17 protein-coding genes are annotated in these 22791 nt (G+C 35.3%); 4 read left to right on the forward strand and 13 right to left on the reverse strand.

Annotated features, from left to right (window positions below; genetic code table 11):
• Window positions 1-110 precede the first annotated feature (110 nt).
• The 4 genes from V4538_04570 to V4538_04585 form a co-directional block, all read right to left on the reverse strand.
• Complete coding sequence (locus tag V4538_04570) at window positions 111-1094, reverse strand: T9SS type A sorting domain-containing protein (GenBank protein MES2380291.1); 984 nt, start codon at window positions 1092-1094, stop codon at window positions 111-113.
• A gap of 121 nt (window positions 1095-1215) precedes the next feature.
• Window positions 1216-2826, reverse strand: a complete 1611-nt coding sequence (locus V4538_04575) for a T9SS type A sorting domain-containing protein (GenBank protein MES2380292.1) — start codon at window positions 2824-2826, stop codon at window positions 1216-1218.
• A gap of 176 nt (window positions 2827-3002) precedes the next feature.
• Complete coding sequence (locus V4538_04580) at window positions 3003-3617, reverse strand: hypothetical protein (GenBank protein ID MES2380293.1); 615 nt, start codon at window positions 3615-3617, stop codon at window positions 3003-3005.
• Complete coding sequence (locus V4538_04585) at window positions 3604-3960, reverse strand: PadR family transcriptional regulator (GenBank protein ID MES2380294.1); 357 nt, start codon at window positions 3958-3960, stop codon at window positions 3604-3606. The genes V4538_04580 and V4538_04585 overlap by 14 nt, the downstream gene beginning before the upstream one ends.
• 113 nt (window positions 3961-4073) lie before the next feature.
• On the opposite strand from V4538_04585, the gene V4538_04590 reads away from it, so the two are divergent.
• Window positions 4074-4997: a hypothetical protein gene (locus V4538_04590; protein ID MES2380295.1), complete on the forward strand. Its 924-nt coding sequence runs from the start codon at window positions 4074-4076 to the stop codon at window positions 4995-4997.
• Between the two features lies 1 nt (window position 4998).
• Here V4538_04590 and V4538_04595 read toward each other — a convergent pair whose 3' ends face one another.
• Entirely contained in the window at window positions 4999-5625 is a 627-nt protein-coding gene (locus tag V4538_04595) for a response regulator transcription factor (GenBank protein ID MES2380296.1), read from the reverse strand.
• Window positions 5626-5696: 71 nt separating this feature from the next.
• Entirely contained in the window at window positions 5697-8729 is a 3033-nt protein-coding gene (locus V4538_04600) for a two-component regulator propeller domain-containing protein (protein MES2380297.1), read from the reverse strand.
• A gap of 338 nt (window positions 8730-9067) precedes the next feature.
• Here V4538_04600 and uvrA point away from each other — a divergent pair, with 338 nt between their 5' ends.
• Window positions 9068-11899 (forward strand): excinuclease ABC subunit UvrA, encoded by a 2832-nt coding sequence (gene uvrA, locus V4538_04605; protein MES2380298.1) that lies wholly within the window; start codon window positions 9068-9070, stop codon window positions 11897-11899.
• A 4-nt stretch (window positions 11900-11903) separates the two neighbouring features.
• On the opposite strand, the gene V4538_04610 is transcribed toward uvrA, so the two are convergent.
• The 7 genes from V4538_04610 to V4538_04640 form a co-directional block, all read right to left on the reverse strand.
• Window positions 11904-12350 (reverse strand): carboxypeptidase regulatory-like domain-containing protein, encoded by a 447-nt coding sequence (locus V4538_04610; protein MES2380299.1) that lies wholly within the window; start codon window positions 12348-12350, stop codon window positions 11904-11906.
• The gene (locus V4538_04615; protein ID MES2380300.1) at window positions 12350-12856 is read right to left on the reverse strand and encodes a hypothetical protein; all 507 of its coding nucleotides are present in this window, start codon (window positions 12854-12856) and stop codon (window positions 12350-12352) included. The genes V4538_04610 and V4538_04615 overlap by 1 nt, the downstream gene beginning before the upstream one ends.
• A 3-nt stretch (window positions 12857-12859) precedes the next feature.
• Entirely contained in the window at window positions 12860-13405 is a 546-nt protein-coding gene (locus V4538_04620; protein MES2380301.1) for a carboxypeptidase-like regulatory domain-containing protein, read from the reverse strand.
• A gap of 149 nt (window positions 13406-13554) precedes the next feature.
• Window positions 13555-13926: a DoxX family protein gene (locus V4538_04625; protein ID MES2380302.1), complete on the reverse strand. Its 372-nt coding sequence runs from the start codon at window positions 13924-13926 to the stop codon at window positions 13555-13557.
• A 15-nt stretch (window positions 13927-13941) separates the two neighbouring features.
• Window positions 13942-14352 (reverse strand): VOC family protein, encoded by a 411-nt coding sequence (locus V4538_04630; GenBank protein MES2380303.1) that lies wholly within the window; start codon window positions 14350-14352, stop codon window positions 13942-13944.
• Between the two features lie 112 nt (window positions 14353-14464).
• A complete protein-coding gene (locus V4538_04635; GenBank protein MES2380304.1) occupies window positions 14465-15031 on the reverse strand; it encodes a pentapeptide repeat-containing protein in 567 nt (188 codons plus the stop codon).
• Window positions 15032-15076: 45 nt separating this feature from the next.
• A complete protein-coding gene (locus tag V4538_04640; protein MES2380305.1) occupies window positions 15077-18508 on the reverse strand; it encodes a hypothetical protein in 3432 nt (1143 codons plus the stop codon).
• A 228-nt stretch (window positions 18509-18736) separates the two neighbouring features.
• On the opposite strand from V4538_04640, the gene V4538_04645 reads away from it, so the two are divergent.
• Window positions 18737-20104 carry a sigma-54 dependent transcriptional regulator gene (locus tag V4538_04645; GenBank protein ID MES2380306.1) on the forward strand — a complete coding sequence of 456 codons (1368 nt, stop codon included), beginning with the start codon at window positions 18737-18739 and terminating at the stop codon, window positions 20102-20104.
• A gap of 509 nt (window positions 20105-20613) precedes the next feature.
• Window positions 20614-22779 carry an LruC domain-containing protein gene (locus V4538_04650; GenBank protein MES2380307.1) on the forward strand — a complete coding sequence of 722 codons (2166 nt, stop codon included), beginning with the start codon at window positions 20614-20616 and terminating at the stop codon, window positions 22777-22779.
• Window positions 22780-22791: the final 12 nt, after the last annotated feature.

Below are 22791 nucleotides of genomic sequence, written 5' to 3' on the forward strand. Positions count from 1 at the left end.
TTCATATACCGTAAATCCCTTAGTTGAGGTATTGGCATAGTGAAATGATGTTAAAACAGAAAAGCAAACACACCATAAGTATGTTTGCTTTTCTGCAGGCTTTGTATGTTTTATTCTATAACAAGTTTGTGACTATAAATAATCTGGCTGTTATCAATTAAGCTGTAAAAATAAACTCCTGTTAACAGGTTATTGCGCTCAATTTTCACTTCGTTATTTATCACGTTCAATGTTTTAATAGACTGACCTAATATATTAAAAATAACAAGCTGTCCATTGTTAATAGTATTGGTACCTGTAATTTTTAAAGTGGTATAATCATGGAATGGATTGGGAAATAACTGAATAGCGTAGTCATTGTTTTGTATGGTATTAATACCTGTCGATGCAACATTGTTGTACACGACCTGTATGCCACCATTGGTTCCATAATTCATTAATTGAGCTCCGGTAGCTGTAGAATACCAGGTATAAGAAACAGTAGTAGGGCCAAGTGAGTTGGTTCTTTCTTTTTTTATACGGGCTACATTCGTAAAGGTGCCGTTGGGTAAAATTAATGTACCATAACTATCGTAAGTTAAAGTAACTGTTCCTGTCTGGCTGCTGCTTACACTGCCATTTGCTTTGTAGCTTGTTTTGCTGTAAGTGTTTGCATAAGTGTTGTTATAACTGAAAGGAAGCTTTAAATCAATTTGAGGGTCATCGTAAATATCATAATCTTTACCGGCAGTATGTTCGCCCCATAGTACAAGGCTATCTGCTGTTAAGCTATAATAATGATGTCCGAATACAGCAGTAAGAGCTGGATCAGTAAAATACCAGTTAGCTTTTGGGTAATCGCTTGCATAAGCTGTTCCCGTTGGGGAGCTGACTGTGTAGTTAATAATGGGTGTGCCTGCTTCCTGTTGTAAATTGGCACAGTTCCAAGTTACTGCTGCGCCACTGGTATTAACAGGTACGGTAGCAGCCGTACTTGCCGATGCTATCATTAAAGGTGCGGTGTAACCAATAGCACTTGTGCTGGTAATGGTTGTTTGTGCATGTAATGTTATAAATGTAACCATAGCACAAAAAAGAGTAACATGTTTTTTCATAATTATAAGTGTTTTGTATGTACAAAATTATACGGGCTTACTTTTTTGTTATCGCATGAAATGCGTATTTTAAAAAAGCCGCTTACTGAAAAATAAACGGCTTTTTTATACCTGTATTTAATTAGTTTTTGATTGTTTTTTGTGTAGTAATTCCTTGCGCTGTATATACTCTGGTAAAATAAACACCATTGGTAAGAGTGCTTATATCAATAGTTGTTTCCGCTGTTGATAATACCAATGAACCTGTTACGTTGTAAAGCTCAGTTTTATCAATAGCTATAAGGCTTGTTATCGTTAATTGGCTGTGGGCCGGATTAGGGTATACACTAATATTATTATTGTTATAAGTAGCTTTTACTTCTTTTACCTGTGTACCTCCGTTACCATTGTCAGTATATTTCCAAAGCTCATTACCATGTTTAGCATCATCAGCTACAAAATAAATAGTATTACCAACTACAAAGGGTAATTGATTAAATGTACTTGAAATGCTTTCAGCAAATGGAGTACTGTCAATATCCGCTAACATATAAGTACCTGCTTTACTTCCATCCGTTATAAAAGGTTCAAATCCCAATATTTGATTTGATCTGTCACGGCCTTTTACAAATAATTTATTGTTTAAAGCAAACATGCCTCCTTCTTCTATATAAGAATCATTTTTATCAGTTACTATTTTAGTGCCTGCTGCAGTTAAATCACTTACCCAAACAAAGTCAGTATTGTAACCAGGGTAACGTGCCGCAAAATAAAACTGGTTGCCAACACTAATCAGCTTGCGTGGATTGCCCGAAGTAGCGCCCGGTGTTAGCTCAAAAAATAAATTGGTTCCGGCTTCTGTTCCATTACTTACCCATAATTCTCTTCCATAAGTATTGTCAACCGGATTAAAATATACTTTATCATTCACTATGGCAAAACTTGTGTAGCTTGATGAGCTGCCATCATCACAGCTGCTTGCAGTACCCGGTCTTATGTCTTTCAATAAATGAGTTCCTGCTGCTGTTCCATCGCTTACCCAAGGCTCGTAGCCATGTTCAGCATCGGTAGCAACATAATAAAAAGAATTGGCTCCAACGCTTAAAGCAAAGTTGTAAGTAGAGTTGGTGTGTTGCGCCATCAGTGTAGGAGCTGTTGAGTTTTCATCAAACGACCACAAGCCTTGTACACTATTATAAGTTCCCCAGAAATAAATTTTATTTTTAAATGCAATGACTTTATTACTTAAGATGATGGGTAAAAGTAATGAAGTACCTGCTGCAGTTCCGTTGGTTTTAAAAATGCCATATCCATTATAAATAAATGCAGTTTGGTTATTAAGTGCTATAAAATTAGGGCTGCTTCCATTAAAACCCGGATTTATTTCTTTAAGCAATACTGTACCCGCAGTGGTACCATCTGTAATCCATGGTTCGTGGTTGTTTCCGCCTGTTGGGTCTCCCGAAAAAAGTATTTTGTTTCCAAAGGTGGTTATATTAGTCATGTAACCCGTGTTTGGAAGTTTGTTTGTTCCGTTGCTAGTGCCATCGCTCTCATATAGAAAATTAGAATAAGTTGGATTTAAAGTATCGCGAACCGAAAAGTACAGCTTATTGTTGTGTGTGGTAAAGTTAGTAGGGCTTGCTCCGTTTGTGCCTTCAAAAATATCTTTCACCATAGTGGGCTGAGCTAAAGAAAAAAGGCTGATGAAACTAATCATCAGGGTTGTGTAAGCTTTTGTAAGTTTTTTCATAAGCATCAAAGGTGGACTAATAAAAATGGGTTCATATAGCATGAAATACGTATTTTGTTTGTTAGTGATACAAACAAAAAGCCGGCTAATCCATGATGAATTGCCGGCTGTTGCGGGTGTTTTTTATATGAAGATAATGCAGGTTGTAACCCATACCTGCAAGTAGTTATAAGCTTTTAAGCTTCGCTAAGCGACTGTTGGTATAAATGGTAAAAGAAAGTCGGGATGTATAAAAAGATAAGGAATAAAAACCCGATCAGCGTAATTAAATTAGCGTAAGGAAACGAAAGGGTTTTAAAAATAGAACCGATGGCAATTAAAATAGCAGCTGTATTACCTGATAAAAGCCTGACCATTCCCTGTAGATTTAATTGACTGATTTTTTTTGTGCTGCTAATTAATACCAGCAAGCAGGTAATAATTAAAAAGGCAAAACCTAAAATGCCAATTGCTGGGGTGCCGGCCCAGTGAAAAACACGGAATAATAATCCGCCAGAAATAAAGGTTGCGGCACAAAAGCCACATGCATAAACGATTTTTTTCATTGTAGTTTGTTTATTAAAGTTTAACATAAAAAATAACTCTTCTTCTATTTCTACCAGCCCATTGGGGCTAATAGTGCTCCATGCTTTTTTGTAAGCAGTTTCAAAGTCCATACCTTTTTCCATTTCAGCTTCTATAATGCAGCAGTAATGGTCCAGTAAATCATTAAGCATTGATTCACTTCTTAAGCCTGATTGGCGTAAACGTTCTTCTACACGTATTACATGTGTTTTGTTAAATAGCTCCATGTGCTAAAGTATTATCGGGGTTAATAATGCTATGTATAGTTTGCAAAAAGCTAAGCAGTTCCTGCGATGCGCTTATTGATTCCTGCTTTCCTTTTTTAGTAAGTTTATAGTATTTGCGGGTACGACCACCTACCGCTAATTCTTCGCTGGTTACTAAACCATCCGCTTCCAGTTTGTGTAAAGCTGGGTATAAAGAGCCTTCTTTTATTAAAATTTTACCCGCACTGGTTTCTTTTATATGTTGGGTTATTTCGTAACCATACATTTTTTTATTTTCACTCAGTAGCTTTAAAATAATAGGACCCAGCGTTCCTTTTAACAGTTCTTTTTGTGTAAATGACATGATAAGTAGATTTGTAATACATCGCAAATCTATGTATTAGAATAATAAATGCAAATTTTATTTTTTTGTATTAATACGTATCCTTGTATAATCATTCAATGGTTCATACATAAATGCCGGTATTATTATTTCTTTTATTGTGTTTCTGCAATCAACTATGTGCTCAGGATTCGGAGCGTGGATTTATAACCAATAGCACTATTGGAAATCCGATGAGTTTGGAAGTGAATCAGTATTACTTGCCAGCTTACCGTTATATTAATGTTTACAGCCGACCCGATGTGCAATCAAAAGTATTTACGAAAACACAATCTTTTGCCGATTCATTAAAAGTAGTAGAAGTATTAGCAGGGAAATATTCAAAATTCAAAAATGTATATGGCCAGTGGTGCAAAGTTACTTTCCCTTTAAAAGGTAAAAGATTTTTTGGTTATGTACCCAGTCAGTTTTTAGCACCTTTACAGATAAAACAGGGCACGAAAACTTATTTGGTGTTTATTGAAAAGTATCAAAAAGGAACATTTCTTTTTTCGCTTAAAGTATTAAATAAGTTTAACCTCGTTTCGGAGCACACGTTTAAAGCACCTGCTAATGAGCACTATTCACCTGTTGAAACAGATACTATTGGAAAAGCCTTATCAGGGTATTTAGAACTAAGTTTATTCAATAATAAAGGGTTGGATAGTGTAGAACATATAATAAAAGTAAGTGGAGGAATAGATGCTTGTGGTTATTGGAACGGAACAAAAATATTATTGCTGAGAGATAATAGAGTAATAAAGGAATTAGAAGAAGGAAGTGTTGGTGATGCCGATATATACCATGAAGGTTATTCCTATTTATTCCCTGCAGATAGTTTAGGTGAAAAGAATATGTTTATTAAAGATATGTGGTATTCAGAAGCTGTGGACGATACCTTCACCAATACCTGGGATGCCCGGGTTAAATACAAATGGTTAAATAATCATTTAATAAAAATAGATTCTGTTTATTCATCCAAACGAATCAATACCTATTTAGAAAGAAATGCGGAATAGCTTAAGATTTAAAAACTTTATTGATAGCTTCAATTTTTGAGTTTACCTGTAGTTTTATATAAATGTTTCTTATATGTGTACGTACCGTATCCTGGCTTATAAATAACTTATCGGCAATTTCTTTATAGCGGTATCCTTTCGATAAAAGCTCCAGTAATTCCAGTTCACGTTTGGTTAGTTCTTCGGCCGCTTTGTTTGGTTTTGGTTTATTAAAAGAGGCTACTACTTTTCGGGCTATTTGTGCATTCATGGGTGAACCTCCACTGCTCACATCCTTGATGGCTTCAACCAATTGCAATGGAGGTGTTTTTTTGAGCATATAACCGGTAGCACCAGCTTCTAACGAGCGAAATATTTTCTCATCATCTTCGTACACCGTTAACATCATGTATTGGGTAACATCACAGGTTTCCTTCAAGAATTTAATGCATTCAATACCATTTATACCAGGCAAATCAATATCCATTAACACCACATCAGGACAATTTAACGGAAGTATTTTAATAGCTTCTTCGGCCGATGAAAAAGTCTGGCGACATTCCAAATCATCCGTGCCATTTACTATCATCATTAATCCTGTTCTGATATCGTGGTTATCTTCCACTATTGCAATTTGAATTTTTGACATAATTTATTTTGTAAATGAACAACTAAATTTTCAATTTGGTTATCGCATCAAATACGTATTTGTACGTACATTTATATTAACCATATAATAGTGCTTTGTGTTCCATTTTGTGGTGTGGAGGTAATGTGGTAAGAACCTTTGGCGGCTTCCATTCTTTTACGCATATTGATTAAGCCATTGCCAAATTTTCGCGTATCGTTTATGTTAAAGCCTACACCATCATCAGTAATAACAATAGATGCTATTTTTGTTTGGCATGTAAAAGTAATGGTTACTTTGTGTGCATGTGCATGTTTTAAGCTGTTGTTTAAAGTTTCCTTTATCACCAAAAAAATATTCCTGCGCAGTTGCTGACTCATTATAATGTCATCAGCTACATCTTCAAAATTAATTTCACAGGCTACGCTTGTATCTTCAAAAAAGTCTACTGCGTATTCTCTTACATAAGCCAGCATGTTTTCGAGCGTATCGTTGTTCATGTTCATGGTCCAAACAATTTGTCCCATATTGTCAACCAGCTCACCTGCAGCAAACGATATTTTCTCCACTTGTTTGGTCAACTCATCATCTTGCTTTACCCGCGATTTAAGTAATTCAGTCATGATAGCAATTTTTGATAAGCCACTCCCTAAATCATCATGCATGTCTTTTGAAATACGCGTGCGTTCCTGATTAACCGCTTGTTGCTTTTCCAGCTCCTGTAATTGCTGTTTTAACTTCCGGGTTGATAAATACCGGATAGTAGCAATAAATAAGCTGATTAAGACAAATGCAAACAAGCCGATAGCCCACCATGTTTGCCACCAGGGAGCAAGAATAACAATGTCCAGTAAAACTATTTCGTTACTCCATTTTTCATCGTTGTTACAAGCCCTTACTTTAAATACATAGCTACCCGATTTTAAAGAAGGGTAACGTGCAAAATGTTCTTTACCCGCCTGCACCCAACCCTTGTCAACGCCTTCTAGTTTATACTGGTATTTGTTCTTTTCCGGATTGGTAAATTCAAGAGCTGAAAACTCAAACGACAGGGTGTTTTGTGAGTGCGTTAAGCTAATATTTTTAACATGGCCATAATTGAAATTATTATAATCCATGTCGTTTACCTTTAAGTTGGTCAATACCACGTTAGGCACAAATGGATTTGTTTTTATCTGGTCAGGAAAGAAGCTGTTGAAACCATTGATACCGCCAAAAAATATTTCACCATCATTACTTTTATAATAAGCCCCGGTATTAAACTCGTTCGACTGCAAACCATCATCCTTGTCGTAACTGATTACCTTTTCACTTTGAGTGTGGTAACACATAATACCAAAGTTACTGCTCAACCATAATTCGTCATTATTGCCAGGTACTACAGCATATAAATAATTGTTCGATAGGCCATTATTGGTAGTAATAACCCGGTACTGTTTCGTATGTAAATTATATTTAATTAATCCCTTTTCACTGGCTAGCCAAAGTGTTTTTTTGTTTTTGTCCTCGTACATACAACGTACATTAAAGCCTTCCAGTATTTGTTCCTGCAGCTCCAGTTTATTATTTACCAGCTTAAATTTATATACAAAACCATCATCTATTTCCGATGTATAAATAGCAGAATCGCTGGTTTGATAAATAGATATCAGATAAGGAGTACCAATGGCTTCAAACTTTTTAAAATAGGGGCTGCCATTGGTTTTTAATAAACTTTCAAAAAGTCCTTCTTTACTGGCAACAATTACTTTGTTGTTTGGGCAAACAATTAATTTACTGATTAAGTTAATACCATTAAAATAATACAGTTTATCAGCAATGGGAATGTGCTGTATATTATAATTTTTATCGTGTATGGTGTAAACACCCGCACCACTTCCTACATATATTTTATGGTTATCAGCGCCCACAAAACAGCCCACTAAGTTTGCCCCGGTTTTGTTTTGCTTAATCACTTTCAGCAAGCCCGTTTTGCGGTCAATAATTTGTATGCCATCCTCATGCGTACCTATCCAGAGTTTATCACTGGAGTCAACATAAAAAGCTTTTATAAAATTAGGAAGCAAGCCTGTACTTGATTCATTAATTGGTTTGTAAGTTCTGAATTTAGGAGGCAATAAATTGGCTTTACACAATCCAAATCCATCACAGCCAAGCCATAAGTTTTGTGAAGCATCAATGTATAAAGCAGTAATAATATTGGTACTTATGCCATCTTTGTCTAGTTTGTTTGCACGGTAATTATAAATATGTCCGTTGGTATCAATTACAAACAAGCCGTTTTGTAAATTACCTACCCATATACGTCCCTGCTTGTCCTTAGCTAGTTGGTGGTATAAATCAAGCTTGGGCGAATGCAGTAAAATTTTATACGAGTTGGTTATGTAATTAAATTGAAATACGTTTTTATAATTGGCAACCAATAAAGTGTTTTTAGCTGTTGTTATAAAATCACCCGTTGCTTCAATACCATCCAGTTTGTATTCAGGTATTAAATAATTATACATTTGATAAGTTTGCATATTGAAGCGGCCAATACCAAACCGTAATGAGTACCAAATATTGTTTTCGTCATCAACAGCTACTTGTCTGAAATGCGATTTTTTCTCACCCATTGACCGATCTAATATTTTGTAAGTATCCATTTTCTTTGAGTTGATATTGTATTTGAAAATGGAGTTGTGGCAGTTAGAAAACCAAAGCTCATTGTTTTTACTAATGCTGATTACTTCCAATAAAGTGGTAAATTGTGTGGTATCGTTATTGGGGAAAATACGTTTTAGCGTGTTGCTTTTTACATCGTACATAACCAATCCCGATCGGTTACTGAACCAAATATTGTTACTAGTATCCTCTTTGGCGTGCAGACCATAAAAGTTACCATTTCCCGTCATTCTGGGGTTGTAGTCAAATTTATATGTTTTTATCTGGTTGCCATCATATCGGTTTAGCCCATCACCCGTACCAAACCACATAAAGCCTTTAGAGTCCTGAAAAATAGTATATACCGAACTTTGAGAAAGGCCATTGTCAATGCCCAGCTTTTTAAATGTTACCTGTTGCCCTGGTAACAGTAGGTTAAACCCGATTAATATAAGTAGTAAAGTGAACTTTTTAAATAACATGTATAGTCAGGTTAAATAAATGTTTCAATATAATTAATAGCCTTGCTACCAATTTGACCAATTAAATAATTAACAGGATTCAACTATAAAACAAAATATTGACTGATGCTAATTAAATTGTTTTAAAGCAGTTTTGCGGAAGAGTTAATAGATAAACAACCAATACAAATTGCGGGTTTAAATTTTTGTGTTTCAATTACAAATTGATTTTAAAATACCATGTAAAGCCCGATAAAAATGTGCATTTTTGCAAAAAATGAAACATTTACCCAAATGGGTAGTTTTAATAAGCAATGAGTAGCACAAAAGGGAACGTAAAAACACCGGAAATAAACGCAATGTTAGAAGATGAGTTTATTGAGGTTTTAGGAGCAAGAGAACATAATTTAAAGAATATAGATGTAAGTATACCGCGTAACAAATTAGTTACTATTACCGGCTTAAGCGGAAGCGGAAAATCGTCATTGGCATTTGATACCATTTTTGCTGAAGGACAACGCAGGTACATGGAAAGTTTTTCAGCCTATGCACGCCAGTTTATAGGCAATATGGAAAGACCCGATGTAGATAAGATAAACGGGCTTTCACCGGTTATTGCCATTGAGCAAAAAACAGTAAATAAGAACCCGCGCTCAACCGTTGGAACCATTACCGAAATTTACGATTTCTTGCGTTTGCTTTATGCGCGGGCAGCCGATGCTTATAGTTATGTGTCGGGCGAAAAAATGGTGAAGATGACCGAGGAGCAGATTATAAGTGGCATTATTACCCAGTTTGAAAATAAAAAAATAAGCATATTAGCACCATTGGTAAAAGGCCGTAAAGGACATTACCGTGAGCTGTTTGAACAAATACGCAAGCAAGGATATACTAAAGTAAGGTTAGATGGAGCAGTGGTTGACTTAACACCCAAAATGCAGGCCGACCGTTATAAAATTCACGATATTGAAGTTTTAATAGATAGAATAGAACCTAAAAAAGATGCCCGTTTCCGGATAGCCGAAAGTGTAAAGAGCGCTTTGAAAATAGGCAAAGGAACTTTGGTATTGTTAGATACAGAAAGTAACAAATCATTCCATTTCAGTAAGTTTTTAATGGATCCCAAAAGCGGTATTAGTTATGATGAGCCGCAACCCAATACTTTTTCGTTTAACTCACCGTACGGAGCTTGTCCTACCTGCGATGGTTTAGGTGTAAAAAGTATTATTGATGAAAATGCCATTATACCCGATAGAAAATTAAGCATTAACAAAGGGGCTTTAGTTCCTTTGGGTGAGGTACGCGAAAACTGGACATTTCTACAATTACGAGAAATAGCAAAAAAATATAAGTTCAGTTTTGCCGACCCGGTTGAAAAATGGTCAGAGCAAGCATTACAAGTAGTACTTTACGGAAGTGATGATGCCTTGGTTATCCCTTACCAGTACAACAGCGGTTATACCCAAAATTATACTTCGCATTGGGATGGTTTAGTACCCATTATTACTAAAAACTTTTTAGAAAAAAGCAACGATGCCATATTTAAATGGGCTGAAGAGTTTATGCAAATATTACCTTGCCCTGATTGCCATGGAGCACGTTTAAAACAAGAAGCGCTACATTATAAAATTGGTGATAAAAGCATAGCCGATTTAGCACAAATGGAAATAACCGCTTTGGCTAAATGGTTTAACGAAGTAGAACAACATTTAGACAGCAAACAAAGTATTATAGCCAGCGAAGTAATAAAAGAAATACGCAGCCGCATACAGTTTTTAGTGGGTGTTGGTATTGATTACCTTACTTTAAACTCACCATCAAAAACCTTGAGTGGGGGCGAAGCACAACGCATCAGGCTGGCTACCCAAATTGGTTCGCAACTGGTAGGTGTATTGTATATTTTAGATGAGCCAAGCATAGGTTTACACCAACGCGATAACAACCGTTTAATAGACTCCTTAAAATCGTTACGCGATGTAGGCAACAGTGTAATAGTAGTGGAGCACGATAAAGATATGATGGCTGAAAGCGATTATATTTTAGACATTGGCTATGGTGCAGGCATACATGGCGGGCACATAGCTGCGCAAGGTACCTGGGATGAAATATTACAATCAAACTCAGTAACGGCACAGTATTTAAATGGCACTAAAAGCATTGAAGTACCTAAGCAACGCAGAAAAGGAAACGGCAAAAAATTAGTACTAAAAGGAGCTACCGGCAATAACTTGAAAAACATTTCAGTTGAGTTTCCTTTGGGTAAATTAATTTGCGTAACAGGTGTAAGCGGAAGCGGCAAATCAACCTTGATTAACGAAACGCTGTATCCTATTTTACGCCAGCATTTTTATAACTCACATCAAAAACCATTGCCTTATAAAAAGTTTGATGGCCTTGAGCATATAGACAAAGTAATAGAAATAGATCAGTCGCCAATTGGGCGTACACCGCGCAGTAACCCTGCTACCTACGTAGAAGTATTTTCAAACATCAGGGATTTATTTGCAGCCATGCCCGAATCAAAAATACGTGGTTATAAACCCGGACGTTTTTCATTCAATGTAAAAGGCGGCCGTTGCGAAACTTGTCAGGGAGCAGGTATGCGTACCATTGAAATGAATTTTTTACCCGATGTATATGTTAAGTGCGAAACCTGCAATGGCAAACGTTATAACAGGGAAACATTGGAGGTGCGTTTCAAAGGCAAGTCCATTAACGATATTTTAGATATGTCCATTGAAGATGCCGTAAAGTTTTTTGAAAACACACCACAAATACTTCGTAAAATAGAAGCTTTGAACGATGTAGGTTTAGGTTATATAACGCTTGGACAACAAAGCACCACCTTAAGCGGAGGAGAGGCACAACGCGTAAAACTGGCGACCGAATTAAGCAAACGCGATACAGGTAATACCTTTTATATATTGGATGAACCAAGTACTGGTTTACATTTTGAAGACGTAAAAGTACTGCTAGATGTAATTAATAAATTGGTAGAAAAAGGCAATACCGTTTTGGTAATTGAGCATAATTTAGACATTATAAAAGTAGCTGACCATATTATAGATATTGGCCCGGAAGGCGGTAAATACGGAGGCGAAGTATTATGCGAAGGCACACCTGAACAAGTTTGTAAAGAACCACGCAGCCATACGGCCCCGTTTCTAAAAGCAGAGTTGGGTTTAAAGTAATAGGTTAATAAGGCATACGCATAATTTGTCTGCTATTAAAATTATCATGTGTGGGGTTGTCCGTTGATATTAATTTTGGTCTTCCTATTATGTCAAAATCTATATAGATAACTTTTGGTGAGAGCAAAATTCTATTGAAACTAACGATATTTTTTTTAGTGATTTGAACACATTGATAAGTCTGTTTTGTATATCCTGGAAAAGATACACTAATACTATAGACTCCTGGTAGAATACTATCAAACAAAAATTCTCCATCTTGGTTGGAGTATTTCTGTTTTTTAAAAGTGTCTCGCTCAATTATTATAAGTGCAAATTCAATTGGCTTTTTTGTTTTGGCATCAATGATTTTGGATGCTATTTGAATAGATATAATGCTGTCGTTTTGAGAATGCAAAATGATAGTTATAAATAACAAAACAGTAGTTAATAGGTATTTGTAATAGTTCATTACTGCTTGCCAATTATTATTTCATTACTATTTCCAAAGTTTATAGTATTGCTATAGCGGTAGTCAACTATTATTGAATAAGCGGCCAATGCTTCAATTTGTTGGTTAGGTGCTTTTTGTATTGGGGGGTAGTTTATAACTTTACCTTTTGAATAAGATTGAACAACACAATAATAAGGTAACTTGGGTAAGTTAAGATGGATTTCAGTACCTTCATGGTCAATAATAACATGAGAGAATGTTTTCGCTCCATCATTTGAACTTATAATAACATGATAATACCCGGAGTCTATATTCTCTAAATAGAAATACCCGTTTGAATCTATATTGGTTTGAAACAATTTATTGTTACCATAAACAGTAACGTAAATAGAAGTAGGGTCTACACTTTTTCTATGGTAATTAACATAACCTTTTACACTATATCTAGGTATGGTATGATTTTGTGCTATTGCTAAACTACTTATAAAGATAAATAGTAAGCCAATGATATATTTAGTTTTCATAATTTAATATAGTTGCTGTTTACCAATTATTCTCTCTTCATTTATACCGGCAAGTCTAACTCCATCAAAATAGTTTACAGTTTTTTCCTGTGTAAGCTTTTTGATACTTGGACATTCACTGGTTTTAATATTTACGCTTAAAGTACTTGTTGCAATTGGATAAAAGTTTTTTAACAAATTTTGTTCTAAAGAATAGGAGATGCAAAATGCTCTAATGTCTGATTTTAAATCGATTAAAAAGTTCTTTGCAATAAATTGATTAAATACAATAAAGTGGAGGTCAATACTTTTGTTTTCATATTTAGCAATTAAATTATATGAACCGTTTTCAATTGCGGGAAGGAGAAAATTGCCATTTGAATCTGTTTTTGTTTGATAAACTTTTGAGTTGCCTGTTATAGTAACTGTAACATCTGCAATACCAACAACAGCCCCCAAACAATAATAACTACTAATTATTGTCCCCGAAACCGGATAGGTTTTATTTTGCGCTTGTAATACGGTCGCTAATAGTAAAAAAAATAATCCGATTGTATATTTAGTTTTCATAACAATAAAATTTAAATGGTTGGAAATAGCGCGCTCTATTTATTAGTCAACGGCATTTAAAATAAAGTTGTATGAAAAGATTTTAAATAAAAATCACCACTACCAAATTATGATTGATAGTGGTGATTAAATAAGATATTGCTTATAACTTATACTGTGGCTTTGTTTAGCTTGTTGTAATAAATATACGAAACAATTAAAATACCTAATATTGCCAATGGAAACAGTGCCATACCGCTAAATCCATCAACCGCACAATGGCTTATAAAAGCAAAAGTAAAGCTGAATGCAAATCCTGCATAGGCCAACTCTTTTAATTTGCGGGGAACTTGAGGAATAATTAATAATAGCGTACCTATTACTTTAAAAACAACCAACGTGTTTCCAAAATATTCAGGATAACCCAAATGGCTGATGCCTTGTTTGGCTAATTCAGTTTGCGAGGTAAGCGCAGGCATTACACCCTCAAATAAGAAGATGAAAATGGTAGTTGCCCAGTAAATAATTTTATCTTTTTTCATATGGTTATGTTGGTTTTAATTGCTTGGAAATTTGCTGATGTCCATATAGGCTACTTCCCATTGGTGCCCGTCAATGTCAGCAAAACTGTGTTGATACATCCAGCCGTGGTCTTGTGCATCCATATAAGTGCTGCCACCTGCTGCCACTGCTTTTTTTACTAAGTTTTGTACAGCTTCTTTGCTTTCAGCATCAATACATATTAATACTTCAGTGGTTTTAGTAGCATCGCTGATGGTTTTTTTAGTAAACGTACTGAAAAAATCATGGGTAATAAGCATAGCATAAATACTGTTTTCTACTATAACCATACAGGCACCTTTTTCGTCAGTAAACTGAGGATTAAAAGTAAAGCCTAGCTGAGTAAAAAAGTCGATAGAAGCCTGTAAGTTTTTTACGGGTAAGTTTATGAAAATTTTTGTTGCCATAGTTTTGTTTTAATTTGGTTAAACAAACATAGGGTTAAAAATAAATACCAACAATGTGTAAATACGACAATCGTATAGGCTGATTACGACAAGCTAATACAAGCCATTAATATTATTGCTCAATGTCTATTTGGTATTTGTTAAGCAGGCCTGCAATACCTGCAACAGAGAACTTTGCTTTTTTTATCTTGTTCAGCTCCGGGTCAAAAGAGTAGTTAAAGGCCGTTCTGAAATCGGTTTTTTCCAATACACTGTTTTCAAAAATAGCCCCACCCAAATCACAATTTTTAAATACAGATAAACTTAAATCGCAGTCGGTAAAATCAACCTCTCTAACACTGCAATTATTAAATAGAGTTTTCTTTAAACCTAGTTTGAAAAAGGATGATAAGTTGAGTAAACAGTTTTCAAACGATACGGCAAATAAAAAAGGATGACAGTTTTCAAAACGCAAACCTAACAGTTTACAGTCTTTAAATTTTACCTCCCTGATAGCTGTTTTATTTAATTTAGCTAAGCTTAGATTACAACTGCTGAAGCTACATTCTATAAATAACATTTGTGTTAAATCTGATTCCGAAAAATCACAATTAATAAATGTACAATGCTCGTATTCGCCTTTAGGAAGAGGATTTAAAGTATAGTTTTCGTTTTCAAAAAGAGTGTCTTCAGTATACATTTTATAGGTTTATGTTTTGAAACAAACAGTAAGCGTTCATGTAGTTTAAAAATCTAAACCAAGCGCAAAATAATAAATCGGTTTGGATGCTACTTCCGCATCCTGAATACCCCAAGCCGTATCAAAACGAATAAAGTAACCCAATAGTTTAGTACGTAAGCCACCACCAAACCCTGCTACCAATGGGTCGCGTACATTGGTTACTCGCGCTATAACAGGTGTTATATTAATGGTTTTCTGGTTAAAAGTATTGTCATCGCTATAGGGGTTTGAGCCAATCCATGCCGTTCCAACATCAAAGAAAGGCACTATTTGAAAGTTGTTTAAAAACTCGCTGCGCAGCGGACGGTTAAAGGCATATTGAAAAATAGGAACACGTATTTCTGTATTAATTAAAGCAAAGCTGTTTCCATTTCTGATGTTTTGCTCAAATCCTCTTAAGTTGGCTGCCAATGCCTGAAACACATAATTCTCGCTTGACGAAGTACTGAATTCATTATTGAATTTAGGCGAAATCCAGTTTTCAACCCCACCTAAATAGTAAACAATTTTACCGGGTCCAAATGATGTGTTGGCTGTAAAGCGCGTACACCAAATAATCTGGCGGTGTATTTTTTCATAATGTCTTGCGTCAAAACCAAGGGCATTTAATTGTAAGTCCCAATTGTCTACACTGGCATAACGTTCGTAAAATATTTTTAAACGTGTACCGTTCCAAAGATTTAATCCTTTAGGTGTAGTATTGTCGTACACATATTCCAGCTTACCACCCACCCAGTTAGTAACCCTGTCAGGTACTTCTAACGTTGCAGTGTTCGAACCTCTTAATATATCCCTGTCCTGACGGTAGAAAAAGTTTAACCTTAAACTGCTTGCCTGGTTAATCGGATATTTTAAAATATAACGGGCTTCATGGCTAAAGCTTTTAACAGCCGAATTGTTTTCAGCAGAACCACCGCTTCTGCTTTGGCGATAAAAAACAAACTTATGGTCCAAACGTTTTTTTAACGTTTCAAACGAAGCAAAATAATCAAAACCACTTCCATCAAAACTTACACGTACGCCACCTGTAAAACGGTAGTCTTCCATTAAGTCAATCATACCCAATTTAAACATACCATTTAAACCCGGGTTAAATAATTGAGCAGCCGCAGGGCTTATAGGTTGGTAATAACTATTAATAATAGAGTTGTCAATCTGCGTTACCACCTCATCAGCAAAATAGGTAACATTATAAAACTTAGGTGAGCTTATTTTTAAACCTTGCTTTTGTGTTTCTGTGGCTAAATTTACTTTTGGAACTACAATGTAAGCAGGGCGTTTATAATCTTCGGCAGTAAACTCACTTAAAAAGAAAAACAAGTTAGTATCCTGCGCTATTCTTTCTTCAGTAGGTAGTTCCGTTGTTGGTTTAATATTGGCAAACGAATCAGTATTGTTAATGCTTTCGGCAAAGCTTCTGAAAATGTGTAAGCCACTCACATATTGTTTATTGGTTACACCACTTTTTAACCGGAACATATTCGGGTAACTTTCAATGTTTTTTAGTTCCTCAATGTTTTTCTCCAGCGGACTTAACTTTACATAGTATTTGTTTTCAAATAACATTAAATCGTAAACCTGTCTGGCTTGCGCTGAAACATCGTGCGATATAATACCCCTTTGGAAATTGGTAAGCGGGTAAGTATAAACCAAATCCTTATTGTGTACAATCGTATCTATTTTTTCAACGGTCGAGTCCAATACAATCGTTTTACCAAAATAGTCGAAAGAAGAGCCACTCCATTTAGGCGTATCTACATAACGCAAAGTATCGTTAGGCTTTTCGGTATAATCTAAATATTTAATGTTTATTTCAGTAAAGTCATACTCTTCCTCTAAACGTGTTGCATACCTGTTTTTAGTACCGTTATAATCACTTATATAAGCATAGTAAGTTCTGTTATATTCAATAGGATTGGTTTCGTTTATATAAGGTGTTTTGGTTAACCTTTTTAACATACGCGTTTTAGGTGTTTCCTCAATATCGTATAAGTAAACATCATAATTGTTATCTACACTTAATTTTGGGTTAACACCCATTGCCAATGAATCAGTAGGGCGGTTGGAGCTAAAAACAATACGACTAGAACCATTGGTATAGCGTGGTTGTGCATCGTCATAAATATCATTGGTCAGTTGTTTTTCCCTTCTGCTTGGAATATCAAAAGTATATAAATCCGATTGGCCTTTTCTAATGGCACTTACTACAATTGTTCTTCCGTTATCGCTATAATCAAAACCGGTTATTTTATCAAACTTGGTAAACTCAACTATCTCCTTTTGTTTGGTAACAAGGTCAAGTGTTTTAATTAATAGCTTACCTTTTTTCTCGTATACCATGGCTAGTTTATCGCCACCTTGTTGCCAAGCTATAATGGGGAAACTATGATCCAGTTCCAATTGATAGTATTTTAAACCACCTTTCAATAATTTTTTAAGTTTATTGTTTTTAGTATTTAACAACCATACTTTGTATTTACCATTTTTATTGGTAGTAAAACTTACATAATCACCTTTGCTGGAAGCTTTCAGTTGAGGCTCTAAATATTGGGCAACCCTACGTTTAATTTTTAAGTTAACCAAAGGCATACTGCGTCCAATATCCTCCTTTATATATAGTTTTTGGTAATACTCAAACCAATCCTTTTGAATTTGTTTAAACGAACGGTTATTACAAACATAGCTTAGCGCGTATTCGTAATTTCGGGTTACCCTAACCGCATACACCACTTCCTTTATTACATCATCAGGACGTTCACTTGTTTCAATAATATACTTCCATATACTGTGGCCTGCAAATACAGCATCCTTTTGATTAAGACGATTAAATTTTTTAAATTTCTTAGTCAGCACCCCATCCTTCATGCGGTTATCCATATCAGCATCCCATTCCTTAGAAAGGTAAGAAGTAAGGCCACGTAAAAACCACTCCGGTAAGTTTAACAAAGCAGCATTTTGCAAACGCTCCTGTAAAGTACCGCCATACACAATTTCGTTTAACAAAACCAAAGCAATGCCTTCATTAATCTGGCGCGCCAAATCAGCATGGTCACCATTAAAATAAATATAAATTTTATTATTGTTTACCTGCGTGTAACCACCGGTGTTCTGAGCCAAGTCCTCCAATCCAAAATTGCTTTGTTTCAAATCAGATAAAGTATTGAAACAAATAATCTCAACCCTACCACTTAATGGATGCTCCAATCGGTTCTCCAGTTCCTGAATATGCTCGTTAATATATTTGATGCTAAAAGTAGCTAATTCCCTTCCACCGCTGTAATAGTAAGCATCAAAGTTTTCAGACCGCAGGTAGTTCCAGTCAAAGTTGCCATACTGCACCCTGTTTTGACCAAAAGTAGTGTTAATACCCTGGCTGTAGGATATTTTGCTTATAACACTCAATAATATAAATATATAAATTCTGAAACTGTGCATGTATGAATTTTGGCCGACCAAAAATAATCCCATTTTTATTAATACAAAGTAATTTTAATGAAAACTTTTGGGCTGCCAATCCATTTGTTTGGGTTGAAAATGAATAGTATTTAGACAAATAATTAAGGATAAAAGTTTGCTGTAAGGTCAAAAAAATCAACCAAATATCAACACGCTTTTTACTGTCTAATAAAATGCTCACATTGCAGGCAAATAACGAAATACACGATGAGTAAAATTTTAATTATTGATGATGAAAAGGCTATTCGCAATACGTTAAGAGAGATTTTAGAGTATGAAAGCTATCAGGTAGATGAGGCTGCAAATGGAGAAGAGGGCTTAGAAAAAATATTGAACGATGAGTATGCTGCCGTTTTATGTGATATAAAAATGCCTAAAATGGATGGTATTGAAGTATTGAGTAAAGCCCATGAAATTGATGATGACTTACCGTTTATTATGATTTCGGGAAATGGTACGATTGAAACAGCCGTAGAAGCCACTAAAAAAGGAGCCTACGATTTTATTTCAAAACCACCTGATTTAAACCGACTATTAATTACCCTTCGCAATGCTATTGATAAAAAATCGCTAACGGTTGAAACAAAAGTATTACGTAGGAAAGTAACCAAAACCCGCGAAATAATAGGCGATAGTCCCGCTATTCAAAATATTATGGGCACCATTGAAAAAGTGGCTCCTACTGATGCAAGGGTAATGATTACGGGCGAAAATGGAACTGGTAAAGAATTGGTGGCACGTTGGATACATGAAAAAAGTAACCGTGCTAAGAATCAATTGATAGAGGTTAACTGTGCGGCCATTCCTACTGAGCTAATCGAGTCAGAATTGTTTGGGCACGAAAAAGGGGCTTTTACTTCGGCTATTAAACAACGCATTGGTAAGTTTGAACAAGCCAACGGAGGAACTTTATTTTTAGATGAAATAGGCGATATGAGTTTGGCTGCACAAGCCAAAGTTTTAAGAGCTTTGCAAGAAGGTAAAATTACCCGCGTAGGTGGCGATAAAGATATAGACGTAGATGTACGCGTAATAGCGGCTACCAATAAAAACCTGTTACAGGAAATTGAAAGAGGTAATTTTAGAATGGATTTGTACCACCGTTTAAGTGTTATATTAATTCATGTTCCTTCGTTAAATGACAGGAAAGAAGATATACCAACACTGGCTGAAAAATTTATAAAAGAAGTATGTGAAGACAATGGTTTAACGCGTAAAATGTTTTTGCCACAAGCTTTAGATGAATTGAAAAAGCTGGATTACTATGGAAACATACGAGAATTAAGAAACGTAGTAGAACGATTGGTTATATTAGGTCAACAACGCATTAGTGTGGAAGATGTTCAGAAATTTGCAAGTCCCTTAAGCGCACGCGAAGAAGAAAAAAATATTTACGAGCGCTTTAGCACCCTGCAAGATTTTAAAGAATATGTAGAACGTATTTTTATTGAAGAAAAGCTGAAGAAAAATGGCTGGAATGTGGCTAAAACTGCGTTAGAGATAGATATACAAAGAAGCCATTTGTATAACAAAATAGAGAAGTACAATTTAAAACGTGGCGAACACCACGATTAATTAATGTAACGTGAACTAGAAAGAGGTTAGTGTTGTTTATATACTAACCTCTTTTTTATTGGTAATACTCTATCATCTTTTTGATAAGGTGTCTTTACCTAAATTATTAGATGTTTATGTCGAATGGTTGCATCTTTGAATTCGAAAAACAAGTATTATTTTGTCCCAAAATGATTTTAATTTATTATTTTGGGCTTCATTCCCTAAAGCGGAACAAATTAAGCATCTGCTATTCAGTGGTTTAATTTGATGGTTGGTTTTTTGTATTCTATAATTTGATTATGGATAGATAATATAAATAAATAAGTACAAAGCCATTCAATTAATTAAAGAGATAAATGATTGAAACTGGATACTAGGATTAAGTAGTACACTTCTTTATCCCAAAATTGGAACTATGCGTTCCTTATTGGGGCTATTTTTGTTTTTTTGTTTTTTATTGGCATTGTAAATCAGCTATTTGTTTGTTGGTTTGGTTTTTGTTATGTTTGCCATGAAAGCAAAAAACAATGAAAAAAATCCAAACTGCGCTTATTTTAGTTGGTCTTTTAAGTCTAACTTCTTGTTTACCTAGTGTAGAATCAGCCAAAGAGCAACCAAACAACAACAATGTAAGCAATATGAATGATTTAGTTGTTCCTATTGGCTTTACATGGCAAAACTCGCGCGATGTTAATTTTAACATTGGTATTACCGATACCCGTTTCCAGGAAGCAGTACATGTAGTTTCAGTTTACGATGCTAATCCACTTGTCGGTGGAAATTTAATAGCCCGCGGTTCAGCTACTTTAAGCACACCTCTTGCGGCTCAATTAAATTTAGCCAATACTTTAAAATCAGTTTATATTGTAAAAACATCACCTGACAATTCAGAGTTATCGCAAGAAGTAGCTATTGAAGGTACTACTGTTAACGTACAATTAGGCTTTGTAGTAAAAACAGGTAAAGGTGTATTTGGAAAAACAGCAGGCCCTGATTGCAGCACAGGCTGTACTTCAACTATTACTACCAGCAATAGTAATTTAAATATAAACACAGGCGATGTAGTTTGTGTAACAGGAAACAATATCAGTATCAGTTTCAATGCCAATGGCGGAACTTTAAAAATATGTGGTAGCAATGTAACAGTAAACAACGCATCTTTAAATAACAGTTCAACACTTATTGTAACCAGCACTGCATCGGTAAACTTTAGTCAATTAAACCAAAACGGAACGTCAACCTCATTCCAAAACTGGGGTACTGTTAGTATCGGTGGAACATTCTCACCGGGAGGTACCGTATTAAATAATGGAACCATTACTACTACTGGTGATTATAATTTAAACTCACAATCAACCCAAACCAATAACGGTACTATTAACGTAGGCCAATCAATGCAAGTAAATGGTAATTGCTCAATGACTAACAATAATTCAATTACCGTTAACAGCGACTTACAGGTAAATGGACAAGGTACATTTGTAAACAATTGCAAATTATGGGCTAAGAACAATTACCAACAAAATGGTGCTATGCAAAACTATGGTTATATCAGAATTGATAACAGAAGTCAAATAAATGGTGGTTCAGTATTGTCAATGTACAATGGCGCCATGTTCAAAACCAAGGATGTTGATTTGAATGGAACAGTAAAAGGTTATAGCAATACATCATTAGTAAAAGTAACCGGTGAAACAAGAATAAATGGTGGTGGTCAGGTAATCAACGCTATTCAATATTGCGATGCAAACGGAATTGAAACCAATAATGGAACAATAGGTAGCGGTGCTACTTTAGGATGTACATTATATGTACCGATTACCAGTTGTAATACCGAAGGAAACGGAACAGCTCCGGCTCCGGTTGATACTGATGGCGATGGCGTAGCAAACATTAACGATGCTTATCCTAACGATGCAACAAAAGCATACAACAATTATTACCCCTCAGCTACAGGTGTGGCTACAGTAGCATTCGAAGATTTATGGCCAAGTAAAGGTGATTACGATATGAACGATGTAGTAATGACATACAGATACAATATTGTAACAAATGCTTCAAACAACGTAGCACAAGTAATAGGTAACTTTACTTTACAAGCTACAGGTGGTTCATTTGAAAATGGTTTTGGTATTCAATTTCCAATTGACAGAGCAAAAGCAACAGGTTTAACAGGTGGTACTTTAGAAGCAGGACAAACCAAAGCAGTAGTTACTTTGTTTAGCAGCTCACGTGCACAAATGGCTAATTGGAACACTAAACCGGGTTTACCGACTTCTGATTCGGTAAATTATAATTTTAGCTTTAATGTAACAGCAGGCCCATCATTGGCTACCTTTGGATTAAACGAATACAATCCGTTTATATGGAATAACTCAGCTAATTTTGGCCGCGGATACGAAATTCATTTACCTGGTAAAGTGCCAACCAGTTTAGCTAATACAAATATATTTGGAACAAGCCAGGATAATTCAAACGTAACAGCTAACCGTTATTATGTTACTACGGGTAATGGTTTACCTTGGGCTATCAGCATACCAGTTAAGTTTGCTTACCCAATTGAGAAATCAGATATTAATACTGCTTATTTAAAATTTGCTACTTGGGTACAATCAAACGGAACTCAATACGCTGATTGGTATACAAACGGTACCGGATACAGAGATGCTTCAAAAGTGTACGTGCGTCCATAAACTTATAGATAA

It is taken from the genome of Bacteroidota bacterium (assembly GCA_040388375.1).
In the GTDB taxonomy this organism is placed as follows: domain Bacteria; phylum Bacteroidota; class Bacteroidia; order UKL13-3; family UKL13-3; genus JAAFJM01.

Excerpts from the sequence above, each read along its gene's own strand:
- V4538_04570 (MES2380291.1), bottom strand. The coding sequence starts at position 1,094 with ATGAAAAAACATGTTACTCTTTTTTGTGCTATGGTTACATTTATAACA.
- V4538_04575 (MES2380292.1), bottom strand. The coding sequence starts at position 2,826 with ATGAAAAAACTTACAAAAGCTTACACAACCCTGATGATTAGTTTCATC.
- V4538_04580 (MES2380293.1), bottom strand. The coding sequence starts at position 3,617 with ATGGAGCTATTTAACAAAACACATGTAATACGTGTAGAAGAACGTTTA.
- V4538_04585 (MES2380294.1), bottom strand. The coding sequence starts at position 3,960 with ATGTCATTTACACAAAAAGAACTGTTAAAAGGAACGCTGGGTCCTATT.
- V4538_04590 (MES2380295.1), top strand. The coding sequence starts at position 4,074 with ATGCCGGTATTATTATTTCTTTTATTGTGTTTCTGCAATCAACTATGT.
- V4538_04595 (MES2380296.1), bottom strand. The coding sequence starts at position 5,625 with ATGTCAAAAATTCAAATTGCAATAGTGGAAGATAACCACGATATCAGA.
- V4538_04600 (MES2380297.1), bottom strand. The coding sequence starts at position 8,729 with ATGTTATTTAAAAAGTTCACTTTACTACTTATATTAATCGGGTTTAAC.
- uvrA (MES2380298.1), top strand. The coding sequence starts at position 9,068 with ATGTTAGAAGATGAGTTTATTGAGGTTTTAGGAGCAAGAGAACATAAT.
- V4538_04610 (MES2380299.1), bottom strand. The coding sequence starts at position 12,350 with ATGAACTATTACAAATACCTATTAACTACTGTTTTGTTATTTATAACT.
- V4538_04615 (MES2380300.1), bottom strand. The coding sequence starts at position 12,856 with ATGAAAACTAAATATATCATTGGCTTACTATTTATCTTTATAAGTAGT.
- V4538_04620 (MES2380301.1), bottom strand. The coding sequence starts at position 13,405 with ATGAAAACTAAATATACAATCGGATTATTTTTTTTACTATTAGCGACC.
- V4538_04625 (MES2380302.1), bottom strand. The coding sequence starts at position 13,926 with ATGAAAAAAGATAAAATTATTTACTGGGCAACTACCATTTTCATCTTC.
- V4538_04630 (MES2380303.1), bottom strand. The coding sequence starts at position 14,352 with ATGGCAACAAAAATTTTCATAAACTTACCCGTAAAAAACTTACAGGCT.
- V4538_04635 (MES2380304.1), bottom strand. The coding sequence starts at position 15,031 with ATGTATACTGAAGACACTCTTTTTGAAAACGAAAACTATACTTTAAAT.
- V4538_04640 (MES2380305.1), bottom strand. The coding sequence starts at position 18,508 with ATGCACAGTTTCAGAATTTATATATTTATATTATTGAGTGTTATAAGC.
- V4538_04645 (MES2380306.1), top strand. The coding sequence starts at position 18,737 with ATGAGTAAAATTTTAATTATTGATGATGAAAAGGCTATTCGCAATACG.
- V4538_04650 (MES2380307.1), top strand. The coding sequence starts at position 20,614 with ATGAAAAAAATCCAAACTGCGCTTATTTTAGTTGGTCTTTTAAGTCTA.